This window comes from Actinoplanes xinjiangensis (assembly GCF_003148685.1).
In the GTDB taxonomy this organism is placed as follows: Bacteria; Actinomycetota; Actinomycetes; order Mycobacteriales; family Micromonosporaceae; genus Actinoplanes; species Actinoplanes xinjiangensis.
Genome location: NZ_QGGR01000003.1, coordinates 397,589 through 424,186 on the forward strand (window position 1 = coordinate 397,589; position 26,598 = coordinate 424,186).

General features: G+C 71.3%; 25 protein-coding genes. 14 read left to right on the forward strand and 11 right to left on the reverse strand.

What is annotated here, in order from left to right; genetic code table 11:
• Positions 1-58: 58 nt before the first annotated feature.
• The 4 genes from mce to BC793_RS08680 all read left to right on the forward strand — a co-directional run bounded on the left by mce (position 59) and on the right by BC793_RS08680 (position 4,972).
• Positions 59-526 (forward strand): methylmalonyl-CoA epimerase, encoded by a 468-nt coding sequence (gene mce / locus BC793_RS08665; RefSeq protein ID WP_109591049.1) that lies wholly within the window; start codon positions 59-61, stop codon positions 524-526.
• A 279-nt stretch (positions 527-805) separates the two neighbouring features.
• Positions 806-2,125, forward strand: coding sequence for a coiled-coil domain-containing protein (locus tag BC793_RS08670; protein WP_109591050.1), 1,320 nt, complete (start codon positions 806-808; stop codon positions 2,123-2,125).
• 244 nt (positions 2,126-2,369) lie between these two features.
• On the forward strand, positions 2,370-3,761 hold the full coding sequence (locus BC793_RS08675) for a Laminin subunit beta-1 (RefSeq protein ID WP_109591052.1): 1,392 nt from the start codon (positions 2,370-2,372) through the stop codon (positions 3,759-3,761).
• A gap of 80 nt (positions 3,762-3,841) precedes the next feature.
• Complete coding sequence (locus tag BC793_RS08680; protein ID WP_109591054.1) at positions 3,842-4,972, forward strand: AI-2E family transporter; 1,131 nt, start codon at positions 3,842-3,844, stop codon at positions 4,970-4,972.
• Here BC793_RS08680 and BC793_RS08685 read toward each other — a convergent pair.
• Both BC793_RS08685 and BC793_RS08690 read right to left on the reverse strand, forming a co-directional pair.
• The gene (locus BC793_RS08685; protein WP_109591481.1) at positions 4,969-5,748 is read right to left on the reverse strand and encodes an alpha/beta hydrolase; all 780 of its coding nucleotides are present in this window, start codon (positions 5,746-5,748) and stop codon (positions 4,969-4,971) included. The genes BC793_RS08680 and BC793_RS08685 overlap by 4 nt on opposite strands.
• 52 nt (positions 5,749-5,800) lie before the next feature.
• Positions 5,801-6,127 carry a hypothetical protein gene (locus BC793_RS08690; RefSeq protein ID WP_109591057.1) on the reverse strand — a complete coding sequence of 109 codons (327 nt, stop codon included), beginning with the start codon at positions 6,125-6,127 and terminating at the stop codon, positions 5,801-5,803.
• Between the two features lie 53 nt (positions 6,128-6,180).
• Between BC793_RS08690 and BC793_RS08695 the strand changes: the two genes are divergently transcribed.
• The 3 genes from BC793_RS08695 to BC793_RS08705 are packed head-to-tail and all read left to right on the forward strand — an operon-like array spanning position 6,181 to position 9,803.
• Positions 6,181-7,674 (forward strand): aldehyde dehydrogenase family protein, encoded by a 1,494-nt coding sequence (locus tag BC793_RS08695; protein WP_109591059.1) that lies wholly within the window; start codon positions 6,181-6,183, stop codon positions 7,672-7,674.
• A gap of 9 nt (positions 7,675-7,683) precedes the next feature.
• Positions 7,684-8,331, forward strand: coding sequence for an ABC transporter ATP-binding protein (locus BC793_RS08700; RefSeq protein ID WP_109591483.1), 648 nt, complete (start codon positions 7,684-7,686; stop codon positions 8,329-8,331).
• The gene (locus BC793_RS08705) at positions 8,328-9,803 is read left to right on the forward strand and encodes a DUF6297 family protein (RefSeq protein ID WP_109591061.1); all 1,476 of its coding nucleotides are present in this window, start codon (positions 8,328-8,330) and stop codon (positions 9,801-9,803) included. The genes BC793_RS08700 and BC793_RS08705 overlap by 4 nt, the downstream gene beginning before the upstream one ends.
• Before the next feature lie 789 nt (positions 9,804-10,592).
• On the opposite strand, the gene nucS is transcribed toward BC793_RS08705, so the two are convergent.
• The gene (gene nucS / locus BC793_RS08710; RefSeq protein ID WP_109591063.1) at positions 10,593-11,252 is read right to left on the reverse strand and encodes an endonuclease NucS; all 660 of its coding nucleotides are present in this window, start codon (positions 11,250-11,252) and stop codon (positions 10,593-10,595) included.
• A gap of 71 nt (positions 11,253-11,323) precedes the next feature.
• Here nucS and BC793_RS08715 point away from each other — a divergent pair, with 71 nt between their 5' ends.
• From BC793_RS08715 to BC793_RS08730, 4 genes are read left to right on the forward strand one after another with little or no spacing between them, the layout of a single operon-like run.
• Entirely contained in the window at positions 11,324-11,944 is a 621-nt protein-coding gene (locus BC793_RS08715; RefSeq protein WP_109591065.1) for a DUF4126 domain-containing protein, read from the forward strand.
• Entirely contained in the window at positions 11,941-13,278 is a 1,338-nt protein-coding gene (locus BC793_RS08720; protein ID WP_239169720.1) for a hypothetical protein, read from the forward strand. The genes BC793_RS08715 and BC793_RS08720 overlap by 4 nt, the downstream gene beginning before the upstream one ends.
• A gap of 38 nt (positions 13,279-13,316) precedes the next feature.
• Positions 13,317-15,779: an FtsK/SpoIIIE domain-containing protein gene (locus BC793_RS08725; RefSeq protein ID WP_109591069.1), complete on the forward strand. Its 2,463-nt coding sequence runs from the start codon at positions 13,317-13,319 to the stop codon at positions 15,777-15,779.
• Positions 15,780-15,811: 32 nt separating this feature from the next.
• Positions 15,812-16,567: a hypothetical protein gene (locus tag BC793_RS08730; protein WP_109591070.1), complete on the forward strand. Its 756-nt coding sequence runs from the start codon at positions 15,812-15,814 to the stop codon at positions 16,565-16,567.
• Between the two features lie 648 nt (positions 16,568-17,215).
• Here the strand turns inward: BC793_RS08730 and BC793_RS08735 are convergent.
• Positions 17,216-18,064, reverse strand: coding sequence for a 3-hydroxyacyl-CoA dehydrogenase family protein (locus tag BC793_RS08735; protein ID WP_109591072.1), 849 nt, complete (start codon positions 18,062-18,064; stop codon positions 17,216-17,218).
• Between the two features lie 118 nt (positions 18,065-18,182).
• On the opposite strand from BC793_RS08735, the gene BC793_RS08740 reads away from it, so the two are divergent.
• Positions 18,183-18,515: a hypothetical protein gene (locus BC793_RS08740; RefSeq protein ID WP_109591074.1), complete on the forward strand. Its 333-nt coding sequence runs from the start codon at positions 18,183-18,185 to the stop codon at positions 18,513-18,515.
• Between the two features lie 36 nt (positions 18,516-18,551).
• Here BC793_RS08740 and murA read toward each other — a convergent pair whose 3' ends face one another.
• Complete coding sequence (gene murA, locus BC793_RS08745; RefSeq protein WP_109591076.1) at positions 18,552-19,838, reverse strand: UDP-N-acetylglucosamine 1-carboxyvinyltransferase; 1,287 nt, start codon at positions 19,836-19,838, stop codon at positions 18,552-18,554.
• A gap of 42 nt (positions 19,839-19,880) precedes the next feature.
• On the opposite strand from murA, the gene BC793_RS08750 reads away from it, so the two are divergent.
• Positions 19,881-20,459, forward strand: coding sequence for a cob(I)yrinic acid a,c-diamide adenosyltransferase (locus tag BC793_RS08750; RefSeq protein WP_109591077.1), 579 nt, complete (start codon positions 19,881-19,883; stop codon positions 20,457-20,459).
• The gene (locus BC793_RS08755) at positions 20,429-20,839 is read left to right on the forward strand and encodes a VOC family protein (RefSeq protein ID WP_109591079.1); all 411 of its coding nucleotides are present in this window, start codon (positions 20,429-20,431) and stop codon (positions 20,837-20,839) included. Before BC793_RS08750 ends, BC793_RS08755 begins: the two co-directional genes overlap by 31 nt.
• Positions 20,840-21,139: 300 nt before the next feature.
• On the opposite strand, the gene BC793_RS08760 is transcribed toward BC793_RS08755, so the two are convergent.
• From BC793_RS08760 to BC793_RS08785, 6 genes are all read right to left on the reverse strand, one after another.
• A complete protein-coding gene (locus tag BC793_RS08760; protein ID WP_109591081.1) occupies positions 21,140-21,955 on the reverse strand; it encodes a PhzF family phenazine biosynthesis protein in 816 nt (271 codons plus the stop codon).
• Between the two features lie 91 nt (positions 21,956-22,046).
• A complete protein-coding gene (locus BC793_RS08765) occupies positions 22,047-22,514 on the reverse strand; it encodes a DUF2550 domain-containing protein (RefSeq protein ID WP_109591083.1) in 468 nt (155 codons plus the stop codon).
• Positions 22,515-22,522: 8 nt separating this feature from the next.
• Positions 22,523-22,804: a F0F1 ATP synthase subunit epsilon gene (locus tag BC793_RS08770; RefSeq protein WP_093619050.1), complete on the reverse strand. Its 282-nt coding sequence runs from the start codon at positions 22,802-22,804 to the stop codon at positions 22,523-22,525.
• 97 nt (positions 22,805-22,901) lie between these two features.
• Complete coding sequence (locus BC793_RS08775; RefSeq protein WP_109591485.1) at positions 22,902-23,960, reverse strand: LCP family protein; 1,059 nt, start codon at positions 23,958-23,960, stop codon at positions 22,902-22,904.
• 252 nt (positions 23,961-24,212) lie between these two features.
• The gene (atpD, locus tag BC793_RS08780; RefSeq protein WP_109591085.1) at positions 24,213-25,655 is read right to left on the reverse strand and encodes a F0F1 ATP synthase subunit beta; all 1,443 of its coding nucleotides are present in this window, start codon (positions 25,653-25,655) and stop codon (positions 24,213-24,215) included.
• Positions 25,655-26,596, reverse strand: a complete 942-nt coding sequence (locus BC793_RS08785; RefSeq protein WP_109591087.1) for a F0F1 ATP synthase subunit gamma — start codon at positions 26,594-26,596, stop codon at positions 25,655-25,657. Before BC793_RS08785 ends, atpD begins: the two co-directional genes overlap by 1 nt.
• Positions 26,597-26,598: the final 2 nt, after the last annotated feature.

Consider the following 26,598-nt stretch of genomic DNA (forward strand, 5'->3'; position numbering starts at 1 on the left):
CGGGCGCGGGGCACACCCGGGTTGGCCTTAACGATGGGTCAGGTCCGAGACTAGCTCCATGACAGACGACACACCGAGCCGGATCGCGCTTGAAAATGTCACATTCTCCGATGTCGGCCTGCTGAAAATCGATCATGTCGGAATCGCGGTGGCCGATCTGGACGAAGCGCTCCGCTTCTATGCCGAGACCTTCGGTTTGCACTGTGTGCATCAAGAGACGAACGAGGAGCAGGGCGTCCGGGAGGCGATGCTCGCGGTCGGCGACGGCAGTGGTCCACGGCTGCAACTACTGGCCCCGGCCCGGCCGGACTCGGCGATCGCGAAATTCCTCGACCGCAGTGGCCCGGGGCTGCAACAACTCGCCTACACGGTGGCCGACGTCGAGGCGGCGGCGGACGCGCTGCGGGCCCGGGGCCTGCGGTTGCTCTACGACCGGCCGAAGCGGGGCACCGCGGGTTCCCGGATCAACTTCGTGCATCCGAAGGACGCCGGGGGTGTGCTGGTCGAGCTGGTGGAGCCGGCGTGAGGGGTCCCTCCCACGGGTGAATCAACCTGACGGGGACCCGCCCGCCTGGCAGGATCGTGGCCATTGAGCAGGGCCGACGACCCCGACGACGGGTCCGGAATCCCCCGAAGCCCCGAGTGGGCTGGTGACAGCGGGACGACACCGGACCGGCCGGTGAGTCAGTGGTCCTCCCCGAACGGCCCGGGGGCGGGCTGCGCTCCAGGTCGAAGCTGATCTACGATGCGGTCCGGATGCCCATCGGCTCTTGCATGTCCGATTCCTCTTCGCCAGGATGGCGCAATGCCCCAGCAGCAGGATCAGAACCTGGCCTTCTTCGAAACCGCCAACTCGCAGCACGATTTCACGGTCGTCCTGCGGGGTTACGACCGCCACCAGGTCGACGGACACATCGGCCGGCTGCTCGCCGCGCTGAACCAGTCGGAGGCGGCCCGCGGCGAGGCCGAGCAGCGGATGAACGACGCGCAGCGTCGCCTGCGCCAGGCCGAGCAGCGTCTGAACGCGCTCGAGCAGAAACTGGCCGACAGCAACAAGCTGCTGGAGGAGAACAACAGGCCGACGCTCTCCGGGCTGGGCACCCGGGTGGAGCAGATCCTGCGTCTCGCCGAGGAACAGGCCAACGATCACCGTAACGAGGCGAAGCGGGAGTCCGAGGGCATTCTCTCCGCGGCCCGTCTCGAGGCCCGCGAGATCACCGACAAGGCGCGTGCCGAGGCCGCCGCCATGAAGGCGACCGCCGAGCGTGAGGCCGGCCAGGTCCGCACGCACGCCGAGCGGGAGGCCGCCGAGGCCCGGGTGCAGGCCCGGCGCGAGGCCGACACGCTGCGTTCGGACGCCGACCGCGAGACCAAGCAGCTGCGCACGGTCACCGCGCACGAGGTCGCCGAGCTGAAGTCGACCGTGGAGCGTGAGGTCGCGTCGCTGCGGGCCACCGCCGAGCGGGAGATCACCCAGGCCCGCGCGAAGGCCGGCCGGGAGGCCGAGGAGAAGCGCGCCGAGGCCACCAAGCTGCTCAGTGACGCCCGCGACAAGCGCGAGAAGGACCTCCAGGCCCTCGCCCTGGAGATCGCCGAGCGCCGCGAGAAGGCCGAGACCGAGGAGTCGCAGCGGCACGCCGCACAGGTCGCCGCCACCCAGAAGATGGTGGCTGAGGCCGAGGAGCGGGCCCGCGCCGCCGAGGACCGGTCGAAGGAGATCGAGCAGCGCGCCGAGAGCCGCCGCGTCGAGTCCGAGCGTCACTCGTCCGAGACCGTGGAGAAAGCGCGGGCGCTGGCCGAGAAGACCGTCAGCGAAGCCCGCCAGGAGGCCAACCGCCTGCTCGGTGACGCCCGCCAGGAGGCCGAGCTGACCACCCAGGCGGCCCGCCGCGAGGTGGAGGACCTGACCCGTCAGAAGGACGCCGTCACCAACCAGCTGGGCCAGATGCTGTCCGGCCTGTCCGGCCTGGTGCCGGGTGTCGGGGGCGCCTCCGCCGCGCCGGCCGCCGCCGCTGCGGTGGCCGCTGCCGCCAAGCCCGCCGAGGCGCCCGTGCAGCGCGCTTCCGAGCAGGCCGCGACGGAGGACACCGAGGGCGAGCCGGTGGCCGCCAAGACGAATTCCTGACCCGAGACCATCGTCTCTCTCCGGTTGCGGAGCCGCCGCGAGTGCGCGACGGTTGACAACGGCCGGGGGCATTCGACGACGAAATCAGGCCGTACCGGAGTTTCTCCGGTACGGCCTGACTCGTTTCGCGCTTGCCTGGGTTTATCGAGCCGAGGTTAGACAGATCACAACTACCCGGATCGTCTCCTCCAAACCGGTGTGTATCGACACGCCACGGGACGATGCGTATGTGAGGATGGAAAGCATGTCGCATGGCGGTGAAATTCTCGGTCTCGGCGGAGATTCGGCCACCGAACCCAGCTTCGAGACCGCCCTGCGGGGTTATGAGCGCAAGCAGGTCGAGCGGTATGTGACCCGGGCGGAGAACGAGATCGCCGCCCTCCTCGCCGACCGCGAGCAGGCCTACTCGCAGATGCAGGCGATGACGGCGCAGATCAAGGGTCTCCAGGCGGAGCTGGCACAGGCACGGCGTGACTCCGGGATGAGCGGTGAGGTGTCGTTCCGGCACCTGGGCCCGCGGGTCGAGCAGATTCTGGCGCTGGCCGAGGAGCAGGCCGAGGCGATCAAGGCCTCCGCCACCGACGACATCGCCTCCCGTCTGGCCGAGGCGGAGCGGATCCGGGCCGAGGCCGAGGCGCACGCCCACAACGGCATCCGCGACTTCGAGATCGCCCTGGCCGCGCGCCGTGCCGAGGAGGAGAAGGTCGACGCCGCGAAACGGGCGGCCTCCGACAAGGCACTCGTCGCCGCCCGCCAGGCCGGCGAGCAGATGCGCAAGGAGGCGGAGGCGGTCCTGGCCCGGTCCCGCAACGAGGGCAAGCACCTCGTCGACCAGGCCACCCAGGACGCGGCCCGGGCGCGGGCCGAAGTGGACGGATACGTGCAGTCCACCCGCATGCAGGCCGAGCAGGAGATCAAGGCGCTGCGGGAGAAGACCAGCCAGGAGATCGCCGCGAAGCGGGCCGAGGCCGAGCGCGAGCTCGCCGACCTGAAGGCGTCCGTCGAGCACGAGCTGGCGCTGCGCCGGCACTCGGTGATCGAGGAGCTGGGCCAGATGCGGTCCGGTGTCGAGAAGCAGTGCGCCGATCTGCGCAGCGAGGCCGACAAGTATGCCGAGGAGGTCCTCCGGCGTTCGGACGATCAGGCGACGGCCGTACGCAAGGAGATCGCCGCCCAGCAGGAGAAGATCGCCCAGGCCGGCCGGGAGCTGGAGGTCGCCACCGCCGAGGTGGCGCAGGCCGAGCAGCGTCGCACCGCGGCGCAGGAGCAGGCCCGGGCCGCCGAGAAGGAGGCCGAGCGGGTCGGCCAGCGTCTCGCCGAGACGTCTCAGCAGCTGGAGTCGGAGCTGAAGCGGGTGGCCGAGGCCCAGCGCGCCGGTGAGGCCGCCGAGCGGCACGCCGCCGAGGTTCGCCGCCAGGTGCAGAGGGAGGCCAAGCGGGTGGCCGAGCTGGCCGCGGCCGCGGTGCTCGCGGCCGCCGCCGACCCGGGGGAGCAGGAGCCGCCGGCCGAGAGCCCGGTGGAGCCGGTGCCGGTCGCGGTCCAGCCCCAGCCCACGGACAAGCAGCCGGCCAAGGTCACCGCCTCGGCGAAGGTGACGGTTCCGCAGGCGACCCGGGTGCCCGCCGACGCGGAGTGACATCCGGTACATCCCCGGTGGCGGGCCGGGCTCGGCGACGATAGCCTCCGATCGCCGGTTGCGGTGATCGAGGAGGTCAGATGTCTGCCGAGCCGCCCGCTGACGGTGCACCACCAGCCGCCGAGAGACCCCCGGCCGGGGAGAACGAGCCGGCCGACGAGAAGCCGTTCGGCGAGCCCGGGGCGCCACTGAACCGGCGCAACCCGTTCCTGTTCGGCTTCCTCTTCGGGCTCGGCGTCATCGTGGCGTACGCGCTGTTCCTCGGCGTGCGCAACGCGGCCTCGATGCTGATCCTCGTCTTCATCGCGCTGTTCCTGGCGATCGGTCTCAACCCCGCGGTGGCCCGGCTGCGCCGCTGGGGGCTGCGCCGGGGCGCGGCGGTGGCGATCGTGGCACTCGGCGTGGTCGGGCTGATGGCCGGCGGCATCGTGGCGCTGATACCCCCACTGGTCACCCAGACCACCGAGCTGATCAACAACGCACCGGACGTGGTGGAGAGCCTGCGCCGCAGCGAGACGATCAACGAGCTGGTGCAGCGCTACGACATCGCGAACCGGGTGCAGGGCGCGGTGAACGCCGGGACGATCACGAACGCCCTGGGCGGGGTGGTCGGCGGCGCCCGGCTGCTCTTCGGCACGATCTTCAACATCCTGACCGTGCTGGTCCTGACGATCTACTTCATGGCCTCGTTCGACCGGATCAAGGCTACCGGGTACCGCCTGGTCCCGGCCTCCCGGCGCGAGCGGGTCTCGCTGCTCACCGACGAGATCCTGACCAAGGTCGGGGCGTACATGGTGGGCGCGCTCGCGATCGCGGTGCTGGCCGGGGCGAGCACCTTCGCGCTGGCTCTGGTGCTCGGCCTGGCGTACCCCTTCGCCCTGGCCGTGGTGGTCGCGGTCTGTGACCTGATCCCGCAGATCGGGGCCACCCTCGGCGCGGTGGTCGTCAGCCTGGTCGGGCTGGCCTCGTCACTGACCGACGGGATCGCCTGCCTGGTCTTCTTCCTGATCTACCAGCAGCTCGAGAACTATCTGATCTACCCGCGGGTGATGCGCCGCTCGGTCCGGGTCAGTGACGTGGCGGCGCTGGTGGCGGCCCTGCTCGGGGTCGGCCTGTTCGGGGTGATCGGCGCGCTGATCGCGATCCCGATGGTGGCCGCCATCCAGCTGATCATGCGGGAGGTCCTGCTGCCCAGCCTGGAGGAGCGTTAGCCCTTGTCGAAGGCGGCGACCGTGCGGTCGGCGTAGGCGGCGGCGTCGCCGGTCTCCATCGGGCCGTCCCAGGTGACCGGCAGCGGGGTCGCCACATCCGGGGCGACCCGGCGGACGATCTCGTTCAGGACCTTCTCGGCGTCGCCCACCCACAGGTGCTTGGCGCCGGGCATCGGGACGACCTCCGCCTGCGGGATCGCCGCGAACCGCTCAGCGGCCTCGGCCGGCCGCAGATAGTCGTCGAACTCGGGGATCAGCGCGGTGACCGGCTTGCCGTCCTCGGCCCAGGCGGCCAGATGCGACGGCTGGGAGAACCGCAGCGGCGGGGAGAGCAGGATCGCACCCGTGACGGCCGGGTCCAGGCCGTACATCAGGGTCAGGTCGGTGCCGAACGACCAGCCCACCAGCCAGATGTCCGGCAGGTCGGCGAACTCCGCGTACTCGATGGCGGCGGCCACGTCGAAACGCTCGTCGACCGCCTTCGCGAACGAGCCGCCGCTGGTGCCGCGGACGCTGCTGGTGCCGCGGGTGTTGAACCGCAGCACCGCGAGACCGGCCAGGGCGGGCAGCCGCCACGCGGCCTTGCGATAGACGTGACTGTCCATCATCCCGCCGTGCGTGGGCAGCGGATGCAGGCAGACGAGGGTGGCCACCGGGTCACGGTCGAGCGGCCGGGCCAGCTCGCCGACGAGGGTGACGCCGTCCGCGGTGTGCAGCTCGATGTCCTCCCGGTGGGCCGGCAGGATCGAGTTCGCCCGGATCTGGTTGTTGCTCATGATGAGAGGTTTCATTCCTTTTCAGGGGCGGCGGGTGGGGCGGTCGGATGGCTTACCCATACCTGGGGGCGTTGCGCGAGCGCTCCACTCCCGGGGTGCGCCGGTCACGGCCACGCCAGCAACCGGTGTGCCAGTGCCGGCGGTCGGTCATGTCGCCCCAGCCGTCGGCCGGCCACGCCACCACGTGCGCCACGCCGGGCCGGATCTCCTGCATGCAGCCGGGGCAACGGTACGTCTTGACGGCCGCCGCACCGAAGATCGACCGCACCATCCACTCGCCGTCCCGCCACTGCTGGACACGCTGCTCGGTGATCCCGGGACGGTCCGGGTTGCGCTCGTCCTCGGACGGCCGGCGGGGGCGGTTACGGCGGGGGCTCACGAGGTCAAGCGTACGTAGTGACTCGCCGGTAACAATCACCCTAGACTCGCGTCATGACGGCGACTCACGTTCCCGGCCTCCCCGTGATCGATGACGGCTGGCTGATCTCCACCAACCCGGCCACCGGCGAGGAGGCCGGCCGCGTGCCGGTCGCCGACGAGAAGGCGGTGATCGCGGCCGTCGAACGTGCCAAGGAGGCCGCCGTGTGGTGGCAGGGGCTCGGCTTCGACGGCCGGAAGACCCGGCTGCTGCGATGGCGCACCCTGATCGTCCAGCGGATCGAGGAGCTGGCCGAGCTGGTCCACCGCGAGTCCGGCAAGCCCCTGGCCGACGGCACGATCGAGGCGGTCGCCGCGGTCGAGCACCTGGACTGGGCGGCCCGCCACGCGAAGAAGGTCCTCGGCCCGCGCCGGGTCCGCACCCGCATCCTGGTCGCCGAGCACTCCGGCCACCTGGAGTACCAGCCGTACGGCGTGGTCGGCGTGATCGGCCCGTGGAACTATCCGATCGTCACGCCGGTCGGCCCGATCAGCGGCGCCCTGGCCGCCGGCAACACGATCGTCTTCAAGCCGAGCGAGTACACCCCGGTGACCGGGCAGTGGCTGGCCGACACGTTCGCCGAGGTGGTTCCGGAGCACCCGGTGCTCCAGGCGGTGCACGGCCTCGGTGACGTCGGCGGTGCGCTGTGCCGGGCCGGAGTCAACAAGGTCGCGTTCACCGGCTCCACGGCCACCGCCAAGAAGGTGATGGCCGCCTGCGCGGAGAATCTGGTGCCGGTGGTGCTGGAGGCCGGCGGCAAGGACGCGCTGATCGTCGACGCGGACGCCGACGTGACGGCCGCCGCCGAGGCCGCCGTCTGGGGCGCCATGACCAACGCCGGGCAGACCTGCATCGGCATCGAACGGGTCTACGCGGTCGAGGGGGTCTACGACCAGTTCGTCGAGGCCGTCGTGGCGAAGGCGGGCAAGCTGCGCACCGGCGAGGAGATCGGCCCGATCACCATGCCGAGACAGCTCGACATCATCCGCGACCACATCGAGGACGCGCTGGCCAAGGGCGGCCGGGCGGTGCTCGGCGGTGCCGGGGCGGTGCAGGCGCCGTTCGTCTCGCCGACCGTGCTGGTGGACGTGCCGGAGGACTCGTCGGAGATCCGCGAGGAGACCTTCGGGCCGACCCTGACGATCACGAAGGTGCGCGACGCCGACGAGGCCGTGCGGAAGGCCAACGACACGCCGTACGGCCTGGGCGGCTCGGTCTTCGGAAAGAAGAACGCGATCCGGATCGCCCGCCGGCTGCGGTCCGGCATGGTCGCGGTCAACGGGACGCTCACCTTCGTCGGCATGGGCAACCTGCCGTTCGGCGGGGTCGGCGAGTCCGGTTTCGGCCGCATCCACGGCGAGGACGGCCTGCGCGAGTTCGCCCGGGCGAAGGCGATCACCGTACGCCGGGGCCCGTCGCTGCTGCCCGCGATGACGTTCGAGCGCACGCCCGCCCAGGTCCAGCAGATCGTCAAGGCACTGCGCCTGCTGTACGGCCGCAAGCCCTAATCTGTGTGGGTGGTGGAGCACCCAGCGGTCGAGGTCAATGGTCTGCACGTTCGTTACGGCTCGACGCCGGTGCTGGTGGATGTGGGACTCACCGTCCCGGCCGGCGCCGGCGTCTGCGTGACCGGTGAGAACGGCATCGGCAAATCCACCCTGCTGCGGTGCGTGAGCAGCCTCCAGCAGGCCGACGAGGGCACCGTCCGGGTCTTCGGCGCGGTGCCCGGCGACAGCCCGGAGTTCTGGCGTGCGGTGGCCACCACGGTCGAGCCACCCACCTGGTACCCGGGCCTGACCGCCCGCGAACACGCCGAACTGGTGTGCCGGGCGCACGGCCAGGACCCGGACTCCTCCGGCATCGACGAGGCGCTGGAGCGGTTCGGGCTGGCCGGGCACGCCGACGCCATCCCGCCGTCGCTGTCGTCCGGCCAGAAACAGCGGCTCACCCTCGCCCTGGTCCTGCTGCGGCCCAGTTCCCTGCTCATCCTGGACGAACCGGAACAGCGCCTCGACCCCGAAGGCCGGGCGCTGGTCGCCGGGATGCTCGCCGACTATTTGGCCACCGGCGGTTCGCTGCTGCTGGCCAGCCACGACGACAAGTTCGCGGTGGCCTCCGGCGCGGAGATGGTCTCGATGGAGCAGCTGACCGGGCCGGCCTCGTGACAGCCGTCGTCGCCCTGCGGCCGGTCCGCCGCTGGATCAGGAAGGCACAGGCCTCCCACCGGGACCGTGGCGACGCCCTGGCCACCGTCTACACCGCGGTGTTCTCGATCGCCGTGCTGTCGGTGATGGCACAGGACACCCTCCGGGCCGTCTTCAGCCCGCTCGTCCCCCACCTCAGCGGCGTCGGAGCCGTCGCCGCGGCCGCCTGCAGCGCCGGCCTGATCCACCTGGCCCTGCGCCGCCTCGGGCCGGTCACGGTCACCCGCCCGGCCGCGTACTTCCTGCTCACCGCCCCGGTCAGCCGACAGCGGCTGCTGGCTCCGTCGCTGGTCACCGCGGCCCTCGGTGCGGCCCTGGCCGGCGGCGCTGCGGCGTTCGGCATCCTCGGCAACGCGGCGGCCACCGGATCGATCGTCCTGGTGGCCACGGGAGCGCTCGCCGGCGTACTCCTCGCGCTCCTCGCCTCGGCCGCCCAATCGCGGCCGCGACTCGCGTCACTCGTCGACACCGCCGCACGGATCGCGCTCGCCGTCGGCCTGGCCGGCCTGGTCGCCGAGGCGATCGGCTGGACGCCGCCCACCCTGGGCGGCGAAGCGCCGGCGCTCGTCCTGGTCACGGTCACCGGTGCCCTCGCGGTCGTCGCGTTCATCCTGGGGGTACGAGACCTCGCGCGCACCCCCAACGACGCGATCCTGGAGTCCGCCAAGACCACCGGAACGCTCGCCGACTCGGTCTACGGGATCGAGCCCTCGTTCTTCGCCGAGATGCTGGAACGCCGCTACTGGGCGTCCCGGCGACTGCGCTCGGCCCGGCTGCCCCACCGGCTGCCCCCGCTCACCGGCCAGGACCTGCTGCTGGCCCGGCGCCGCCCGGCCCGTCTGCTGTGGACGGCCGCGTCCACCGCCCTGCCGCTGCTGCTGATCTCCGCCCCTCGCTGGGTACTGGTGATCGCCCTTCTCACCGGCACGGTCATCGCGGCCCGCGGCACCACCGCCACGATCAAGACCGACGCCGGCAACCCGGTGCTGCTCCGGATGCTCGGGCTCACCTCACGCCAGGTGGTCCAGCAGCGCCTGTGGCTGCCGGCCGTCCTCGGTGCCGCCTGGGCCACGATGGCGCTGGGTCTGCTCCAGGTGGCCGGAGCGCTGCCGCCGGGCCAGTGGTGGGCGCTGGGGCCGGCGATCGGGGCGATCGGCGGCGCTGCCGCGATCCGGGCGGCGCGGGCCGGGTTCGTCCGCAACGACCTGATCCCGATCGACACCCCGATGGGTTCGGTACCGACCGGGCCGGTCGTCTACGCCTTCGCCGGCCTCGACCTGCTGCTCCTCACCCTGCCCACGGTGATCCGCCTGTTCCAGGACCTGCCGGCCACGTGGAGCGTGATCGCCGTCCAGACCGGCCTGGCGGCCCTCGGCGTCCGGGCCTACATCTCCTGGACCACCGACCCGGAACGCGTCGGCCTGTCCAAGTGAGGCCCCCTTCCGCCGGCCGGCCCCGCCCCGGCCACGTCCCAGGCTTCCGCAGCGCACCCCGCACAGCCTCCCGCCGCGGTCCTCGGCGGCCGATCCGGGCGAGATCCGGTCGCGCGCCGGCGGTGCGATCCACTGAAGCTGGACACCTTCGTCGACCAGCTTCTGACGGCGCGGTGCCGGCCCCAGCACAGCTCGACTGCTCCTCACCGCTGTCTCACGCCGCCAACCCGGCTGGTCCTCACCGCTGTCTCACGCCGCCAACCCGGCTGGTCCTCACCGCTGTCTCACGCCGCCAACCCGGCTGGTCCTCACCGCTGTTTCGAGGGCCTTGAGACAGCGGTGAGGATCAGCCGGATCAAGATCTGTCATCGGGCGGAACCCGACTGGCAGGGGCGATCAGCGCACACAATCGCCGATCGTGGGCTCCGGTCGTTGCCCTGGCGTGGGTAGGCGCACGCGATCCCGCGATCGTGGTTGCTCGTCTACGTCATAGCGGTGACCGGGGCACACGATGGCGTTGTGTGTGCGCCCATCCCCGTTGCGGCCGCCCTCTGCGAGTGGCCCCGGAACGGGGACGGGCCAGTCGCGCGCGTGTCGTCTTGCCGGCTGGGAGAGATTTCCCACCGGCATGGCGGATCAGCGGGGGTCCAGCGGCCATGTCCGGCGATAGGAGCCGGGAGATGCGGCGTGGGGTCTGGGGGTGACCGCAGGGCTTGCGCGTGAGGCGCGGTGGCCGGCGGGAGTGTCGCCTGCGCCGCGGTGTGGCTCACGGTGCTTTGGGTAGCCGTACTAAAAAAGGGTTAGTTCGTCTTTTTTCATGCCCCGTAGCTTGTCGTAGTCGACGACGAGGCAGCGGATGCCGCGGTCGGTGGCCAGGACGCGGGCCTGGGGTTTGATCTCCTGGGCGGCGAAGACGCCCTGGACCGGGGCGAGGAGCGGATCGCGGTTCATCAGCTCCAGGTAGCGGGTCAGCTGCTCGACCCCGTCGATCTCGCCGCGCCGTTTGACCTCGACGGCGACCGAGCCGCCGGTGGCGTTCTTGAGGAGCAGGTCGACCGGCCCGATCGCGGTCATGAACTCGCGGCGGACCAGCGTGAAGCCCTCGCCGAAGGTCTCCGGGTGTTTGGCGAGCAGCTCTTGGAGGTGTGCCTCGACACCGTCCTTGACCAGGCCAGGGTCCACACCGAGTTCGTAGGAGTAGTCCTGGAAGACCTCCTCCAGGGTGATCCGCAACTCCTCGCCGGCCTTGTTCACCACCTTCCACACCCCGGGGGCCTCCTGCAGCTTGCAGGGCGGGCTCATCCAGTTGAGCGGCTTGTAGGCACGGTCGTCGGCATGGATCGACACCGACCCGTCGGCCTTGACCATCAGCAGCCGCACTGCCGGGGGCAGATGGGCGGAGAGACGGCCGACATAGTCCACGGAGCACTTCGCGATGACCAGGCGCACCCCGCGACGGTACCTGACCGTCCACCGAAGCTCGGCGGGCGGCACGAGCGTGGCGGTGCGATCCTGAGATCGTGTTCGAAGTATTGACCGGTACCGGTCTGGCGGCCTCCGCCGGGCTCAACGCCTACATCCCGCTGCTGACCATGGGGCTGCTGGCCCGTTACACGTCGGCGATCGACCTGCCGTCCGGGTCGGCGTGGCTGACCAACGGCTGGACGCTGACGATTCTGTCGATCCTGCTCGCCATCGAGATGGTGGCCGACAAGGTGCCGGTGGTCGACCACGTCAACGACATCGTGCAGACCTTCGTCCGGCCGACCGCCGGTGGCCTGGCGTTCGGCGCCGGGTCGGCGTCGGAGACGGTCACCGTCACCGACCCGGGCTCGTTCTTCACCTCGAACCAGTGGGCGCCGATAGCCGCCGGCGTGGTGATCGCGCTCGTCGTGCACGGCCTGAAGGCGGCGTCCCGCCCGGTGGTGAACGTGACCACCGCCGGATTCGGCGCGCCGGTCGCCAGCACCGCCGAGGACATCGGCAGCGTGCTGATGTCGGTGCTGGCCATCGTGCTTCCGGTGCTCGTTCTGGGAGGGCTCGGCGTGCTGGTGTGGGCGGCCGTCTGGGTGGTCCGGCGGCGGAACCGGCGGAGGCGGGAACGAGCCGCGAGTGTCGGGACACGTCACCTGTTTGGTTGACTCTCGGGGTGTTCGCGATCGCCGTACCCGCCTTCGCCCTGAGTTGCTGGCTCGCCTGCTATCTGATCGGCCGCGATCCGGGCCGGGCCACCCTCCGGTGGTCGGCGGCGGCCCTGGTGTCGTACGCCCTGGGCGTCGCCGCCTGGACCGTGTGGCCCGGCTCGGCCACCGCCGAGGTGCTGCTCTGCGTCCCGGCGCTGTGCTGGGCCGGCGCCGTGGTGTCGCTGCTGCCGCTGACTCCGGCCGAGCGGCGGCCGGTCGACCGGGGCGCCCTGCTTCTCGGCGGCGCCTTCCTCCTCATGATCGTCTTTCTGCCGCAGGCGGGCCGGCTCGTCGTGCTCGCCCCGATGATCGGCGCGCTGAGCCTGATGTGGCGGCTGCGCGGCCAGGTGGTGCCGGCGATGCTGCCGCTCGCGCTCACCGTGATGGCGCTGCTGTGCACGGCGGCTCTGGTGCTGCTGCTGTTCACCCGGTCCGGGGAGTTGGCCGCGATCGCCGCGCTCGGCCTGGACCTGCTGGTGGTGGGCTATCTGATGGCGGTGGCGCACGCCGGCGAGACCGGTGAGCGGCTGCGGCCCGATCTGCGGCGTTCGCTGGTCGCCCAGGTCGCGGTGCTGGTGCTGGCCGGCATCCCGGCCGGTGTGACCCTGTGGCTGGTCCCGGAGCGCGACGGGGTGGCGCTGATGCAGTTCGTGGTGCTGGCCGCCGGGTCGGCTCTGGCCGGTCTCGGCTCCCAGGTGCGCCGGGCGCTGGACCGGGTGGCGCTCGCCGATGACCAGCCGTTGCGGTCCGACCGGTCGGCGTTGTTCCTGAATGCGGACGCGCTGCTGCGGCGGCGTGAGCAGCGGCGCCTGAACACCATCGGCGAGCCGGAGTTCCTGCGGATGACCCGGCGGGCGCTCAACGACTTCGGTGATCTGAACCGGCTGGCCCGCAGCCCGCTGACCGGCCTGCCGGCGGTGGAGCGGCGGCTGGCCGGGCGGGAGGACCAGCCGCGGGCCCGGGCCCGGGAGCTGCGGGCGGTGCTGCGGGAGTGCGTGTCGTCGATGCGCCCGGCCGGGCCGTTCGGGACGACCGAGGAGTGGCGGTATTACAACGTTCTCCAGTTCTGCTGCGTGCTGGGCCTGAACCCGTATTCCCGGCGGTTGCGGACCGACGGGGCGAGCCGGGAGGCGCGGCTGGCCGTGGAGTGGTTCAAGCGGTATGTGCCGCAGGACATCACGAAGCAGTGGCAGCGGGAGGCGGCCATGCTGGTGGCCGAGCAACTGTGGATCGATGTGGTGGGCCGGCACCACGCTCTGCCGTCAGCCGAGATCACGACACGCTCCACCTAAACACCATAAAAGGTCATTTAGGGCTAATATCCCCGACCATGAGCCACCGCAACGCGCTGGTCGCCGCGGTGCGGCAGGAGCTCGCCGAGGCCCGCGGCACCGCCCGTGCGGTCCTCGCCGCCGCCGAATCGGCCCGTGGCGAGGCACAGCAGCGGCGGCGGCTGGTGCGCGAGGCGTACGGCACCTGCCTCACCCAGCTGTCCGCCGCCCGGGAGGCCGCCCGCCAGGACATCCAGCAGCGCTACCGCGGCGAGGCCACCCGCCTCGCCGGGCACCTGCGCGGCCTGGCCACGATGAGCGCCACCGGGGCGGCCGGGGCACCGTGGCGGTTCTGGGCGCCCAGCGAGCCGGAGCCGGGCACGACGCCCGGACTGCTGCGGATCGGGACCATCACCTTCGAGGAGACCGCCGCACTGCCCGCGCTGATCCCCCTGCTCGACCGCGCCCACCTGCACCTGAGTGGACCGGCCGCCACCCTCGACGAGGTGATCACCGGCCTGCTGCTGCGGGCCCTCGGCAGCACCCGCCCCGGCGACGTCGACCTGATCGTCTACGACCCGGAGAGCCGCGGCGCTTTCGGACAGCTCGGGCCCCGGTTCGTCGGGCCCGGTGGGATCGGGACACTGCTCGAGGAACTCTGCCACGCCGACGACCACGACGCCTGGCGGCTCGTCGTGCTGCTCGCGGACCGGGCCACCGCCGACGAGATGACCCGGGCGCAACGGGCTCAGCTGGACCGGATCGCGCGTACCGGGGTGGACCGCGGGGTGCACCTGATCGTCCGGGGCCTCGACCTGCCGGACGACCCGGCGGTCGAACGGATCGTGGTGCACGACCGGGTCGCCGCCTGCGCCTCGCTCGGCCGGCTCGAGGTGCACCTCGACCCGCCGCCACCGGCCGCCCTCTGCCGCGACGTGGCGGTTCGGCAGCGCCAGGGCCCGCCCCCGGCCCGGCTCGCCGACCTGGAGCCGGCCCGGCTGTGGGACGAATCTGCCAGGTACGGCCTGTCCGCCCCGATCGGCGACAGCACCGACGGCACGCTCGTGGAGATCCCGCTCGGCGACGAGCTGCCGCACGTCCTGATCGGCGGGCCGTCCGGCTCCGGCAAGACCAACCTGATCTACACCTGGCTGGGCTCCCTCGCCACCCGGTACGGCCCCGGCGAACTGGCCCTCTACCTGCTCGATTTCAAGGAGGGCGGGTCGTTCTCCCGGTACGCCCCCGGCCCGCGCGATCCCAGCTGGCTGCCGCAGGTCCGGCTCGCCGGCGTCAACGTCCGCAACGACCGGGAGTTCGGTCTGGCCGTACTCCGGCATCTCGGCGAGGAACTGCGCACCCGCTCCGCCCGCCGTGCCGACCCGGCCGACCGGCCCCGCGTCGTCGCCGTCCTCGACGAGTTCCCGGTGCTGCTCGACGGCCGGGACACCGTCGCCGACGAGGCGGCAGGCCTGCTCCAGGACCTGGCCCGGCGCGGCGGCGAGCAGGGCATCCACCTGGTCCTGGCGACCCGTGACACCGACGGCCTGCGGGCGTTGCAGGGCCGCCCCGCCCTGATCGCGCCGTTCACCCTGCGGATCGCCCTGCCCAAGGCGAACCGGATCCTCACCGACGACAACCTGGCCGCCTCGGTCATCCCGGCCCGGCACGCGGTCGTCAACACCGAGTCCGGGCTGGCCGGCGCGAACCAGGTGGTGCGCCTGCCGGACGCCGGTGACCCGACCGCCTGGCGGGCCACCCAGCGGCGGCTGTGGCGGTCCCGGCCGCTCGGCTGCGAGGAGCCGCGCCTGTTCGACGGCGACGCGGTGCCCCGGCTGCCGTCGGCGTACCGGCCGTCCGGGCGGGTGCCCACCGCCGGCGCACCGGTCGGATCGTCACCCGGCGCGGTCCTCGGCGAACGGATCGACGTGGCGGCGCGGCCCGCCCGGGTACGGCTCGGCCGGATGCCCGGCCGCAACCTGGCGGTCATCGGTGCCCGCGCCGACGAGGCCTGCGACGTGCTGGCCGCCGCCGCCCTGTCGCTGGCCGCCCAGGGGCCCGCCCACTTCAGCATCGTCTGCCTCGACCCGGCCGCGGAACGCTCGGCGGCCCGGCTGGTCGCCGAACTACCGGCCGCCGACTGGTACGACACCTCCGACGTCCACTTCGACCCGCCCACCTCCGACGTGCCCCGCTACGTGATCGGATACGGACTCGAAGCGGCCGGTCCACCGCACCGTCCGGCGCTGCGCGCCCTGCTCGACACCGGCCCGTCCCGGCGTGTGCACGTCCTCGGCTGGTGGCGATCGGTCAGCCGGCTCCGCGACGACCTGGCCGGCCGGTTCGACCCGATCGGCGCCTGGGTGGCCCTCGACGTGCACGGCGCCGACCTGGCACCGCTCTATCCCCAGCCGGGCGGCCCACTCTGGCGCCCACGGCCGCGCCGGGCCCTCTTCTTCGACCGGTCCGTACACCGCACACCCGAAGTGATCATCCCGTACGAGGTGAACAGTGACCACACGTGACCACACCCGCCGGCCGGAAACCGAGGTGAACCGTGACCACCCGTGACCGTCAGCCGCTCGGGCGTGACTACCAGCTGATGGTGAGCGCGCTCGCCGACGTCACCCGCCGCCGGGACGCCGAATTCGACGACGCCGAACAGGCCTATCAGGACAACGCCGCCCGCGCCGCCGGTGAACTCGCCCGCGCCGAAGGTGAGGCCCTGGCCGCCGACCGCTGGGCCGGTGCCGCCGCCGCCCAGGTACTCGACGTCGACCGGGAGGCCGCCCGGCTCTGGGACCAGCTCCGCCGAGCCCGTGGCCTGCGGGTCCGCGCCATCGGCGAGCTGCCCGAACCGGCTCCGGTCGAGGCCATGCCCCGGGTCGCCCTCCAGCGCCGCCCGGAACCCGGTGAGGACGTCGTCCCGATCGGCCGGCAGTCCCCGCGCGTGCTGCTCTCCCGCGCCGCCGACCGCATCGACGTCACCATCCATCCGCGCGGCACCGGCGTACTCCCCCGGTGGGCGCTGCCACTGCTCCCCCTGATCGGCGCCCTCAGCGCCTTCGTCACCGGGCTGGTGGCGGCCGGTCTGGTCACCTTCGGTGACACCGCGCTCTGGGGTGGCCCGGTCATCCGGGGGATCGGCTGGCTGACGTTCCTCGCCGCCCCGTCCGCGGGCGTCCCGGTGGCCGCCTATCTCACCCACCGCCGCATGCGCGCCCGCATGGACATCGGCGGCATCGGCCTGACCCTCCTCGGCGGCATGCTCGCCGCCACCCTGCTGTCCCTCTCCTTCGCCGCCACCCGCTGACCCCCGCTAACCGCCACCCGCGGAGCCGCCGCCCCCTCAACCGCCACCCGCTGAGTCGCCATCCGCTGACCACTTCCGGTCACATCCGCCTCCCGGCCAGGCGATGCCGCACCGCTGCCCGCCTCGCACGGCAGACGGGCCTCCCGCTTCAGACGTTTCCGGTACGACCTGAGCAGAGTCACGTGACTCGCGGCGGCCCGGCGAGGTGCCACCTCACCACCGACCCCCGCCGCCGGCTCATGCATGCCCTCCCCGTTACCCCCGGCTGGTTCCCACCGCTGTAAAAACCCGCCGGAGACAGCGGTGACAGCCAGCCACAGAACACCGGCTGGCTCCCACCGCTGCCTCAACCGACCTGAGACAGCGGTGGCAACCAGCCACAGAACACCGGCTGGTTCTCACCGCTGTCTCAGCCGACCCGAAACAGCGGTGGGAGCCAGCCGGGGAGATCCGAAGTGGGCCATGCCGGCCTACCGGCGGGCGGCCGGATACACCGGCGGTAGCCGCCGGAGGCGGGGGGCGGGTGGTGCGGTCGAGGGAGTCGTGGCCGTACCGCTGCGGGGTTCTGGGCCGAGAAGAAGCGTGCCGGGCACCGCGGTGCGGCACCCGGCACCTACGCCGCGGTTCGGCCCGGAAGGCCGAGAATGATCAGTAGCTGTAGAAGCCCTTGCCGGTCTTGCGGCCGAGGTCGCCGGCGGTGACCATGCGCTGGAGCAGTTCCGGCGGGAAGAACTTCTCGTCGGCGGTGTCGCGGTAGATGTTGCTCGTCGCGTTGAGCATGACGTCGAGGCCGGTGAGGTCGACGGTGGCGAGCGGGCCCATGGCGTGGCCGAAGCCGAGCTTCATGACGGTGTCGAGGTCGGCGGCGGAGACGACGCCGGATTCGACGAGCTGGATGGCTTCGACGAGGATCGCCGAGAAGAGCCGGTTGGAGACGAAGCCGGCGACGTCGCGCTTGACCTCGACGCACGTCTTGCCGACCTCTTCGGCGTAGTTGCGGGCGGCCGCGAGCGTCTCGTCGGAGGTCTGGTATCCGCGGACCAGCTCGACCAGCTTCATCATCGGGACCGGCGAGAAGAAGTGGATGCCGACGACCGATTCCGGTCGGCTGGTGACGGTGGCGATCTGGGTGATCGGGATGGCCGACGTGTTGGTGCCGAGGATCGCGCCGGGCTTGCAGATCTTGTCGAGGGCCTTGAAGACCTCGTGCTTGGCCTCCACCTTCTCGTAGATGGCCTCGACCACGACGTCGGCGTCGGCGGCCGCGTCCAGGTCGGTGGTGGGGGTGATCCGGGCGAGGGTGGCCTCGACGTCGGCCTCGGCGATTCTGCCCTTGGCCGCGAACCGGCTGAGCGAGTCCTTGATCGCGGACATGCCGCGGGCGAGCGAGGCGTCGTCGACGTCCCGCATGGTGACCTGCCACCCGGCCTGCGCCGAGACCTGGGCGATGCCGGAGCCCATCAAACCGGAACCGATGACCGCGAGACGACCTGCCATGATCCACTCCTTCGTCAGAGGCAGTCAGTTTAGCGGCGTTCCTTAACGGAAGTTCAGCACGGTTCACGATCGGGGCGAATCACCGGAAAACGCGCTACCGCAGTGTCAGACTGTGCCCATGGCCACGAGCGGCTGGTACCTCATCGGACCGCTGATCGCCGTCGGTCTGGTCGGCTTCCTGGGCGCGGTGTTCTGGCGCATGGGACTGCAACCCACCGTCGCTCCCGAGACGGCTCCCGACGGTCTGGCGATCTTCGGCGAACCGGACGACTACGGCCTGCTGTGGCCCGCCGCCGTCACCGACGAGCCCGAGGTGGCCGACGAGATCCGGCGGCTGCTCTCCGACGCGGGCATCCGGGCCACCAAGGCCGTCCGGCGCGACGGCCGGGTGAGCGTGCTGGTCTTCTCCGAAGAGGTGGAGGAGGCCCGGCGCCTGGTGGCCTCCCTCTGAGACCTCAGAGGGACTCCTGTGGACCGCGGAGCCTCCTCAGAAGTCGAAGGTCGGCTCCGGTACGTCCGTCCGCTCCACCTCGACGCCGAGACGGGCCAGGTCGGAGACGAAGTCCGGGTAGCCCCGGTCGATGTGGTGCACTTCGCCGACCTCGGTGACCCCGTCGGCGCACAGCCCGGCGATGACCAGACCCGCACCGGCCCGGATGTCGGTGGCCCGCACCGGGGCGCCGGACAGCCGGTCCCGCCCGTTGACGACGGCGTGGTGCCCGTCGGTACGGATGTCCGCCCCCAGCCGCACCATCTCGTTCACGAACATGAACCGTCCGTCGAAGATGTTCTCGGTGATGAGCGACGACCCCTCGGCGACCGCGGCCAGCCCCAGCGCCATCGGCAGCAGGTCGGTCGCGAAACCGGGATAGGGCAGGGTCACGATGTCGACACCACGCGGCCGGGCGTCCATCCGCACCCGGAACCGGTTGTCACCCGGCTCGACCGTCGCGCCCGCGGTCACCAGCTTGTCCAGCGCGATGTCGAGGAACTCGGGCCGCACCCCGTGCACGGTCACGTCACCGCGGGTCATCACCGACGCGAACGCCCACGTGCCGCCGACGATCCGGTCGCCGATGGTCTGGTGGCGCACCGGTTTCAGCGCGTCCACCCCCTCCACGATCAGAGTGGAGGAGCCGGCGCCCTCGATCCTCGCGCCCATCGCGGTGAGCATGTCGCAGATGTCGACGATCTCCGGCTCCCGGGCCGCGTTGTCGATCTCCGTGACGCCCTTGGCCAGCACCGCGGCCATCAGGATGTTCTCGGTGGCGCCGACACTCGGGAAGTCCAGCCAGATCTTCGCGCCGTGCAGGCCGCGGGGCGCCGACGCGATCACGAAACCGTGCTCGCCGGAGATCTCCGCACCCATCCGCGCCAGGCCGGACACGTGCATGTCCAGGCCACGGGAGCCGATCATGTCGCCGCCGGGGAGTGCCACCCGCACGTAGCCGCGGCGGGCCAGCAGCGGCCCGAGCACACAGATCGACGCGCGCAGCCGCCGCACCAGGTCGTAGTCGGCCTCGCTGCCCGGCTCGGCGGGCACGTCGATCACCGCCTCGGTGCCGTCGAGCGTGACGCCGCAGCCCAGCCGCCGCAGTACCTCGGCCATGATGGCTATGTCGGTGATCCGGGGAACGTTCGCCACCACGCTGCGCCCCTCGGCCAGCAGTGCGACCGCCATGAGCTTGAGCGCCGAGTTCTTGGCGCCGCCCACCGTGACGTCGCCGGCGAGGCGTGCCCCGCCCTTCACCCTGATCACATCCACGCGGGCCATCGTATGGTCCGCCACCCACCGGCGCCTCGTAGGGTGGGGCCCATGGCTGTGCATCTCACCCGCATTTACACCCGGGCCGGCGACGCCGGACAGACCCGGCTGGTTAACAACGAGGTCGCCCCGAAGACCTCCCCACGGATCGCCGCCTACGCCGACGTCGACGAGTGCAACGCGGCACTGGGCGCCGCGATCGCGCTCGGCGACCTGTCCGACGACGTCCGGCAGGTGCTCGCCACCATTCAGAACGACCTGTTCGACCTGGGCGCCGATCTGGGAAATCCGGTGAGCGACGACCCGCCGTACCCTCCGCTGCGCATCACCGAGGCCTATGTGACGAGGCTGGAGGGCTGGTGCGACGAGTTCAACGAACGGCTCGCCCCGCTGGACAGTTTCATCCTCCCGGGCGGCACTCCGGGCGCGGCGCTGCTGCACGTCGCCCGTACCGTCGCGCGCCGCGCCGAGCGCACCGCGTGGGCCCTCTACGAGCTGGAGCCCTCGACGACCGGCATGCAGCCGCTCAAATACCTGAACCGTCTCTCCGACCTGCTGTTCATCCTCTCCCGGGTCGCGAACCCGTCCGGCGACGTGAAATGGGTGCCCGGCGGCGACCGGCAGAAGTGATCCACCACATCGAGCTGTGGGTTCCGGACCTCGCCGGCGCACTGCGCCCGTGGGGCTGGTTGCTGGGCTCGCTCGGCTGGACCCCGTTCCAGGAGTGGCCGGCCGGCCACTCCTGGAAACACGACGGTCTCTACCTGGTGCTGGAGCAGTCCCCCGCCCTCTCCGGAACCACACACGACCGCCTCGCCCCCGGCCTCAACCACCTGGCCTTCCGCGCCGGCCCACCCGGCACGGTCGACCGCCTGGCCGCGGAGGCGCCGGCGCACGGCTGGTCACCGCTCTTCAGCGACCGCTATCCGCACGCCGGTGGCCCCGACTGCTACGCCGCCTACCTGGAGGACGCCTGGGGTTACGAGGTCGAGCTGGTCGCCGACACCTGACGCCCGTCACCGAGGGCGGTCCCGTCACGGTCCGCGTCTCCTCTCGACCGCGCCTTCTCCGGTACGCCGTCGGCCGCCCCCGACCGCACCCACCCCTCCCCTGACCACACCGCGACGCAGGCGGCAGTCCCGGCCTCCACAGCGCCCGCCGGGCGCATCCGGCGGTCACCCGGCTGGCTCCCACCGCTGTCTCAACCGCGCCGAAACAGCGGTGAGAACCAGCCGGACCTTCGTGTGGAGCTCTCACCGCTGTCTCACGGGCGGTGAGACAGCGGTGGGGGCCAGCCGGCATTCGGGGGGTCAGGGCAGGAGGTCGCCGTCGATGGTGGTCACGGCGTGGCCGCTGAGGTGGGTGCGGTCGCCGTGCAGGGCCACGTGGACCAGGCCGCCGCGGGGCGACGCCTGGTAGCCGGTGAGTTCGGTGCGGCCCAGCCGTCCCGCCCAGAACGGTGTGAGGGCGGTGTGGGCGCTGCCGGTGACCGGGTCCTCGTCGACACCCACGGCCGGGGCGAAGAAGCGGGAGACGAAGTCGTAGCCGGACGCCGGATCCTCGGCGGCCGCGGTGACGATGACGCCGCGCCGGGTCAGCCGGGCGACGGTCCGCAGGTCGGGATCGAGGGCCCGGACCGTCTTCTCGTCGGCGACCTCGAACAGCAGGTCGTCGGTCTGGGGGCCGGTGTGCAGCACGGTCCGGAAGTCGATGCCGAGGGCGGCGACCAACTCCGGGTCGGCGTCGACCGGACTGAGCGGTGCCGTCGGGAAGTCGAGGGTGATCAGCCCGGCCCCGTCGGTGGAGGCGCTCAGAACGCCGCTGCGCGTCCGGTAGCGCACGGGGCCGTCGAGGTATCCACCCCGGCTCAGAACGTGGGTGGTGGCGAGGGTGGCGTGGCCGCAGAGGGCCACCTCGACGGCCGGAGTGAACCAGCGCAGCGCCCAGTCCGCGTCCGAGCCGGTGGGCAGCCGGTGGACGAAGGCGGTCTCGGCATGGTTGACCTCGGCGGCGACCCGGCGCATCCAGTCGTCGGCGGGAAACCCGTCGTCGTCGAGGATGAGCACCCCGGCGGGATTCCCCGCGAAGGGCCGGTCGGTGAAGGCGTCGACGATTCGGATCCGCATGCCGCCGACCCTACGAAGTCACGGCCGACCGCACGACGGCCAATCGGGAAGAAGCGGCCGCCGGCCCTCGAACCGGCGACGGGCCGGGCGTTCAGCCCTCGATCGGGCGGGGACCGAAGACCGGGCGGCCACGGAGGCTGCCGGGGTCACGGGGTGGACCGGCTTCCAGCCAGGAGAGGAATCCCGTCACCGTGGTGTCGGCCATCGCGATCTCCAGCACGGAATCGGCCATACGGCAGCGGAGGACGACCCAGTGACCCGGGATGGTGAGACGCTCGGGGCCGGCCGGCAACCGCTTGTCCTCCACCGTGAGGGCTCGCCGGTCGAGGATCCGCTTGGGCCTGATCGCGAGGCTGAACATGCGGTGGAACCGGAGCTCGTCGCCGACGAACTGCCCGAGGCCGGGCGACCAGCCGCGGCCGGGCACGATCGTGTTGATGTGCACCTGGAGGCGAATGGTTCCGCCGCCGGTCATGAGCAACCGGCGGCGGAAGAAGATCGCGAAGAGGAGCGCAAGCAGCGCGACGACGCAGATTCCGGCAATCTCCAGAACCCGCATCGTCGGCGTCAGTGCGACTCGGGCGTGGCGGGCGTCGCGCTCTCGGCGAGGACGGTCACGCCGTTGGCGTCGATCGAGAGGAACCCACCGGCCACGTCGTACGTGAGCTGGTCGCCCCCGGCGAGCTTGACCCGCACCTGGGACGGCTCCTTCAGCAGACCGAGCAGCGGCGCGTGGCCCGGGAGCACACCGATCTCACCCTCGGTGGTGCGCGCCACGAGCATCTCGGCCTCTCCGACCCAGACCTTCTCCTCGACGGCGACGACCTCGACGTGCAGCTGGTTGGCCACGCTGTTCCCCTCAGGTGCTACAGATCCCTCAGATGCTACGAACCGAATGGGTGAAGTCTAATCGGCGGCGAACGCCGACGTGGTACGGGGTACCGCCTCAGCCGCTCGCCCCGGCGGCGTAGGCGGGATGGTCGAGCAGGAAAGCCCCGATCCGGTCCTCGGCGACGGCCTGGAAGAACTGCGCGGTCGAGGGATCGAGTTGTTCGCCGAGGTACGCGCCGTTCTGGAAGAGCCCACCGCCGGGCAGCTTGATCAGCGTCATGTCGGAGGTGTTGACGTCGGAGAGGGCGAGCCCCCAGTCGATGATGCTGCTGCCGCCGCCGTCGAAGGTCAGCGAGTCACCGGCCGCGTCGAGGACCGCCATGAGCCGGGCGGGGTCGGTCACCACGTCCCTGCTCATCGCCTGCTCGGCCATCGCCTTGATGAACTGCTGCTGGTGCCGCTGCCGGTCGTAGTCGCCGCCGGGCAGCCCGTACCGCTGACGGACGTAGTCGAGCGCCTCCCACGCCTGGAGGTGGTAGGTGCCCTTCTTGTAGACCTTCTGCGGCCCGATGTACGGATGGTCGCACCCACCGCCGGCGCAGGCGGCACTCCTGGGCCGGGGGCGCCCGTCCGGCTGGAGGTGCTCGGACCGCACGGTCTGGTCGATCGTCATGGTGACCCCGTCCATGGCCTCGACGATCTTCTTGAAACCGCCGAAGTTGATGATCGCCCCGGCGTCGAACGTCCGGATCCCGGTGAAGGCGCTGACCGTCTGGGCGAGCAACTGGAAGCCCTGCTCGACGTCGTGCGTGCCGTTGCCGCGGTCGCTGCCGTACGACATCGCCGAGTTGATCTTCGCGGTGGTGCCGTCGAAGCCGGTCGAGGCGAAGGGCGGGATCGGCACGTACAGGTCACGGGGGAGGGAGAAGAGGAAGACCTGGTCCATCGACGCCGGCACGTGGGCCACGATGATCGAGTCGGACCGTGGGGCCTGCGAGTCGTCGCGCGGGTCGATGCCGGCGAGCAGGATGTTGAGCGGGCCCCTGATGTCGGCGTCGTCCCGGGTCGCGCCGGACGCCGGATCGCCGATCAGGCTGCCCCCGGCGTCGACCTCGCTGGTGTACCGCGCGATGAGGGCCTGGCCGGTGACCAGCACCCCGCCGCTGCTGACCATGAGCACGCACCCGAAGGCGGCACAGAGCCGCGCCCACACGGGTGCACGGCGGCGTTTCCTCGAAGACTGTGGCACCCGGATCCCCACCTCGCCGGGCCGCCCGAGAGTGCCCCGGACGGCCGCCGGTCACCCCGGCGCGGGGTCAATCATACCCGCGTTGACCTGCGCGAATACCGAGGAAGGGGGTGGCTGGGAACGCGAAAGCCGCGCCGGTATTCACCGGCGCGGCTTCCTGGAACGACTGACGGATCGTCAGCCCTTCATCAGCTCGTGCGCGTTCTTCTCGAGGTCCTCGAGGCCACCGCACATGAAGAAGGCCTGCTCCGGGTAGTTGTCGTACTCACCCTCGGCGATCTTCTTGAACGCCTCGATGGTCTCCTTCAGCGGGACCGTCGAGCCGGGGACGCCGGTGAACTGCTCCGCCGCGTAGGTGTTCTGCGACAGGAACCGCTCGATGCGGCGAGCCCGCTGCACCGTGACCTTGTCCTCTTCGGAGAGCTCGTCCATACCGAGGATGGCGATGATGTCCTGCAGGTCCTTGTACTTCTGCAGGATCCGCTGCACCTCGCGGGCGACCGCGTAGTGCTCGGCACCGACGAACTCGGGGGCGAGGATCCGCGAGCTGGAGGCCAGCGGGTCCACGGCCGGGTAGATGCCCTTGTCGGAGATCGACCGCTCGAGGTTGGTGGTCGCGTCCAGGTGGGCGAAGGTGGTCGCCGGCGCCGGGTCGGTGTAGTCGTCGGCGGGCACGTAGATCGCCTGCAGCGAGGTGATCGCCTTGCCACGGACCGAGGTGATCCGCTCCTGGAGCTCGCCCATCTCGTCGGCCAGCGTGGGCTGGTAACCCACGGCGGACGGCATACGGCCGAGCAGGGTGGAGACCTCGGAACCGGCCTGGGTGAACCGGAAGATGTTGTCAATGAAGAGCAGCACCTCCTGGTTCTGGACGTCACGGAAGTACTCCGCCATGGTCAGAGCGGTCAGGGCGACCCGCAGACGGGTGCCCGGCGGCTCGTCCATCTGGCCGAAGACCAGCGCGGTCTTGTCCAGAACGCCACCCTCGTCCATTTCCAGGATGAGGTCGTTGCCCTCGCGGGTGCGCTCGCCGACGCCGGCGAACACCGAGGTGCCACCGAAGTTACGGGCAACGCGGATGATCATCTCCTGGATGAGCACCGTCTTGCCCACGCCCGCGCCACCGAACAGGCCGATCTTGCCACCACGCACGTACGGCGCGAGCAGGTCGAGCACCTTGATGCCGGTCTCCAGCATCTCGGTCTTCGGCTCGAGGTCCGCGAACGCCGGGGGCTTGCGGTGGATCGACCAGCGCTCGGTGATGTTCAGCGTCGACGGGTCGACGTTGAGCACCTCGCCGAGGGCGTTGAACACGTGGCCCTTGGTCACGTCACCGACCGGCACCGAGATCGGCGCGCCGGTGTCGGTGACCGCGGAGCCGCGGACCAGGCCGTCGGTCGGCTGCATCGAAATGGCGCGGAGCAGGTTGTCACCCAGGTGCTGGGCGACCTCCATGGTCAGCTTCTTCGTGCCGCCGGAGAGGGTGACCTCCACGTGCAGCGCGTTGAAGATCGCGGGCATCTCGTTACGGGGAAACTCGACGTCGACGACCGGGCCGATGACCCGGACGACACGGCCGACAGCGGTCTCCGCCTTGGTGGGCTCAGCAACAGCAGTCATCACACATCACTTCCCGCCGCGGCCAGCGCGTTGGCGCCGCCGACGATCTCACTGATTTCCTGGGTGATCGCAGCCTGCCGCGCGGAGTTCATCTCGCGCGTGTACCGCTTGAGCAGGTCGTCGGCGTTGTCCGACGCGCTCTTCATCGCCCGCCGGCGCGAGGCCGACTCACTGGCCGCCGAGTCCAGCAACGCCGCGTAGATGCGGGTGTTGAGGTACTTCGGCAGCAGCGCGTCGAGCAGCTCGTCGGCGTCCGGCTCGAACTCGTACGCCGCGCGCGGCTCGGAGGACTTCTCCTCCGCGTCCGCCTGCGCCTCGACCTGCACCGGCGCGAGCGGTTTCGCGTTGGCGTGCTGCGTCATCAGCGACTTGAACTCGGTGCTCACGAGGTGCAGCTCGTCCACGCCCGCGATGCCGTCGGGGCCGAAGGTGCCCTCGGTCTCGGAGCCGGCCGCGAATCCCTCGATCAACGCGTCGCCGATCTTCTTCGCGTCCGCGAACGACGGGCGCTCGGAGAAGCCGGTCCAGCTGGCGGCGATGTCCCGCCCACGGAACCGGTAGTAGCCGACGCCCTTGCGGCCGACGATGTACAGCGCCACCTCCTTGCCCTCCGACTTCAGCTGAGCGATCAGCTGCTCGGCGGTCCGGATGGCGTTGGCGTTGTAGGCGCCGGCCAGGCCCCGGTCACTGGTGATCAGCAGGACCCCCGCCCGCCGGACACGCTCACGCGTGACCAGCAGCGGGTTGTCCACCGAGGCGTTCGACGCCAGCGCGCCCAGCACCTTGGTGATGGCCAGCGAGTACGGCCGGGAGGCGTTGACCCGTTCCTGGGCCTTCGCGATCCGGCTGGTGGCGACCAGCTCCTGCGCCTTGGTGATCTTCTTGGTCGACTTGACGGTGCGAATGCGCCGACGCAGCGCCTGTACCTGACCGGCGGCCATGC

What these genes read in the sequence shown, in the direction of transcription:
- BC793_RS08765 (WP_109591083.1), bottom strand. Translation starts at nt 22,514, where the DNA reads ATGCGGGTTCTGGAGATTGCCGGAATCTGCGTCGTCGCGCTGCTTGCG.
- BC793_RS08685 (WP_109591481.1), bottom strand. Translation starts at nt 5,748, where the DNA reads ATGAGCAACAACCAGATCCGGGCGAACTCGATCCTGCCGGCCCACCGG.
- BC793_RS08670 (WP_109591050.1), top strand. Translation starts at nt 806, where the DNA reads ATGCCCCAGCAGCAGGATCAGAACCTGGCCTTCTTCGAAACCGCCAAC.
- BC793_RS08785 (WP_109591087.1), bottom strand. Translation starts at nt 26,596, where the DNA reads ATGGCCGCCGGTCAGGTACAGGCGCTGCGTCGGCGCATTCGCACCGTC.
- BC793_RS08735 (WP_109591072.1), bottom strand. Translation starts at nt 18,064, where the DNA reads ATGGCAGGTCGTCTCGCGGTCATCGGTTCCGGTTTGATGGGCTCCGGC.
- BC793_RS08740 (WP_109591074.1), top strand. Translation starts at nt 18,183, where the DNA reads ATGGCCACGAGCGGCTGGTACCTCATCGGACCGCTGATCGCCGTCGGT.
- atpD (WP_109591085.1), bottom strand. Translation starts at nt 25,655, where the DNA reads ATGACTGCTGTTGCTGAGCCCACCAAGGCGGAGACCGCTGTCGGCCGT.
- BC793_RS08675 (WP_109591052.1), top strand. Translation starts at nt 2,370, where the DNA reads ATGTCGCATGGCGGTGAAATTCTCGGTCTCGGCGGAGATTCGGCCACC.
- BC793_RS08760 (WP_109591081.1), bottom strand. Translation starts at nt 21,955, where the DNA reads ATGCGGATCCGAATCGTCGACGCCTTCACCGACCGGCCCTTCGCGGGG.
- BC793_RS08755 (WP_109591079.1), top strand. Translation starts at nt 20,429, where the DNA reads ATGGGTGCCCGGCGGCGACCGGCAGAAGTGATCCACCACATCGAGCTG.
- BC793_RS08680 (WP_109591054.1), top strand. Translation starts at nt 3,842, where the DNA reads ATGTCTGCCGAGCCGCCCGCTGACGGTGCACCACCAGCCGCCGAGAGA.
- BC793_RS08725 (WP_109591069.1), top strand. Translation starts at nt 13,317, where the DNA reads ATGAGCCACCGCAACGCGCTGGTCGCCGCGGTGCGGCAGGAGCTCGCC.
- BC793_RS08695 (WP_109591059.1), top strand. Translation starts at nt 6,181, where the DNA reads ATGACGGCGACTCACGTTCCCGGCCTCCCCGTGATCGATGACGGCTGG.
- mce (WP_109591049.1), top strand. Translation starts at nt 59, where the DNA reads ATGACAGACGACACACCGAGCCGGATCGCGCTTGAAAATGTCACATTC.
- BC793_RS08775 (WP_109591485.1), bottom strand. Translation starts at nt 23,960, where the DNA reads ATGGTCAGCAGCGGCGGGGTGCTGGTCACCGGCCAGGCCCTCATCGCG.
- murA (WP_109591076.1), bottom strand. Translation starts at nt 19,838, where the DNA reads ATGGCCCGCGTGGATGTGATCAGGGTGAAGGGCGGGGCACGCCTCGCC.
- BC793_RS08750 (WP_109591077.1), top strand. Translation starts at nt 19,881, where the DNA reads ATGGCTGTGCATCTCACCCGCATTTACACCCGGGCCGGCGACGCCGGA.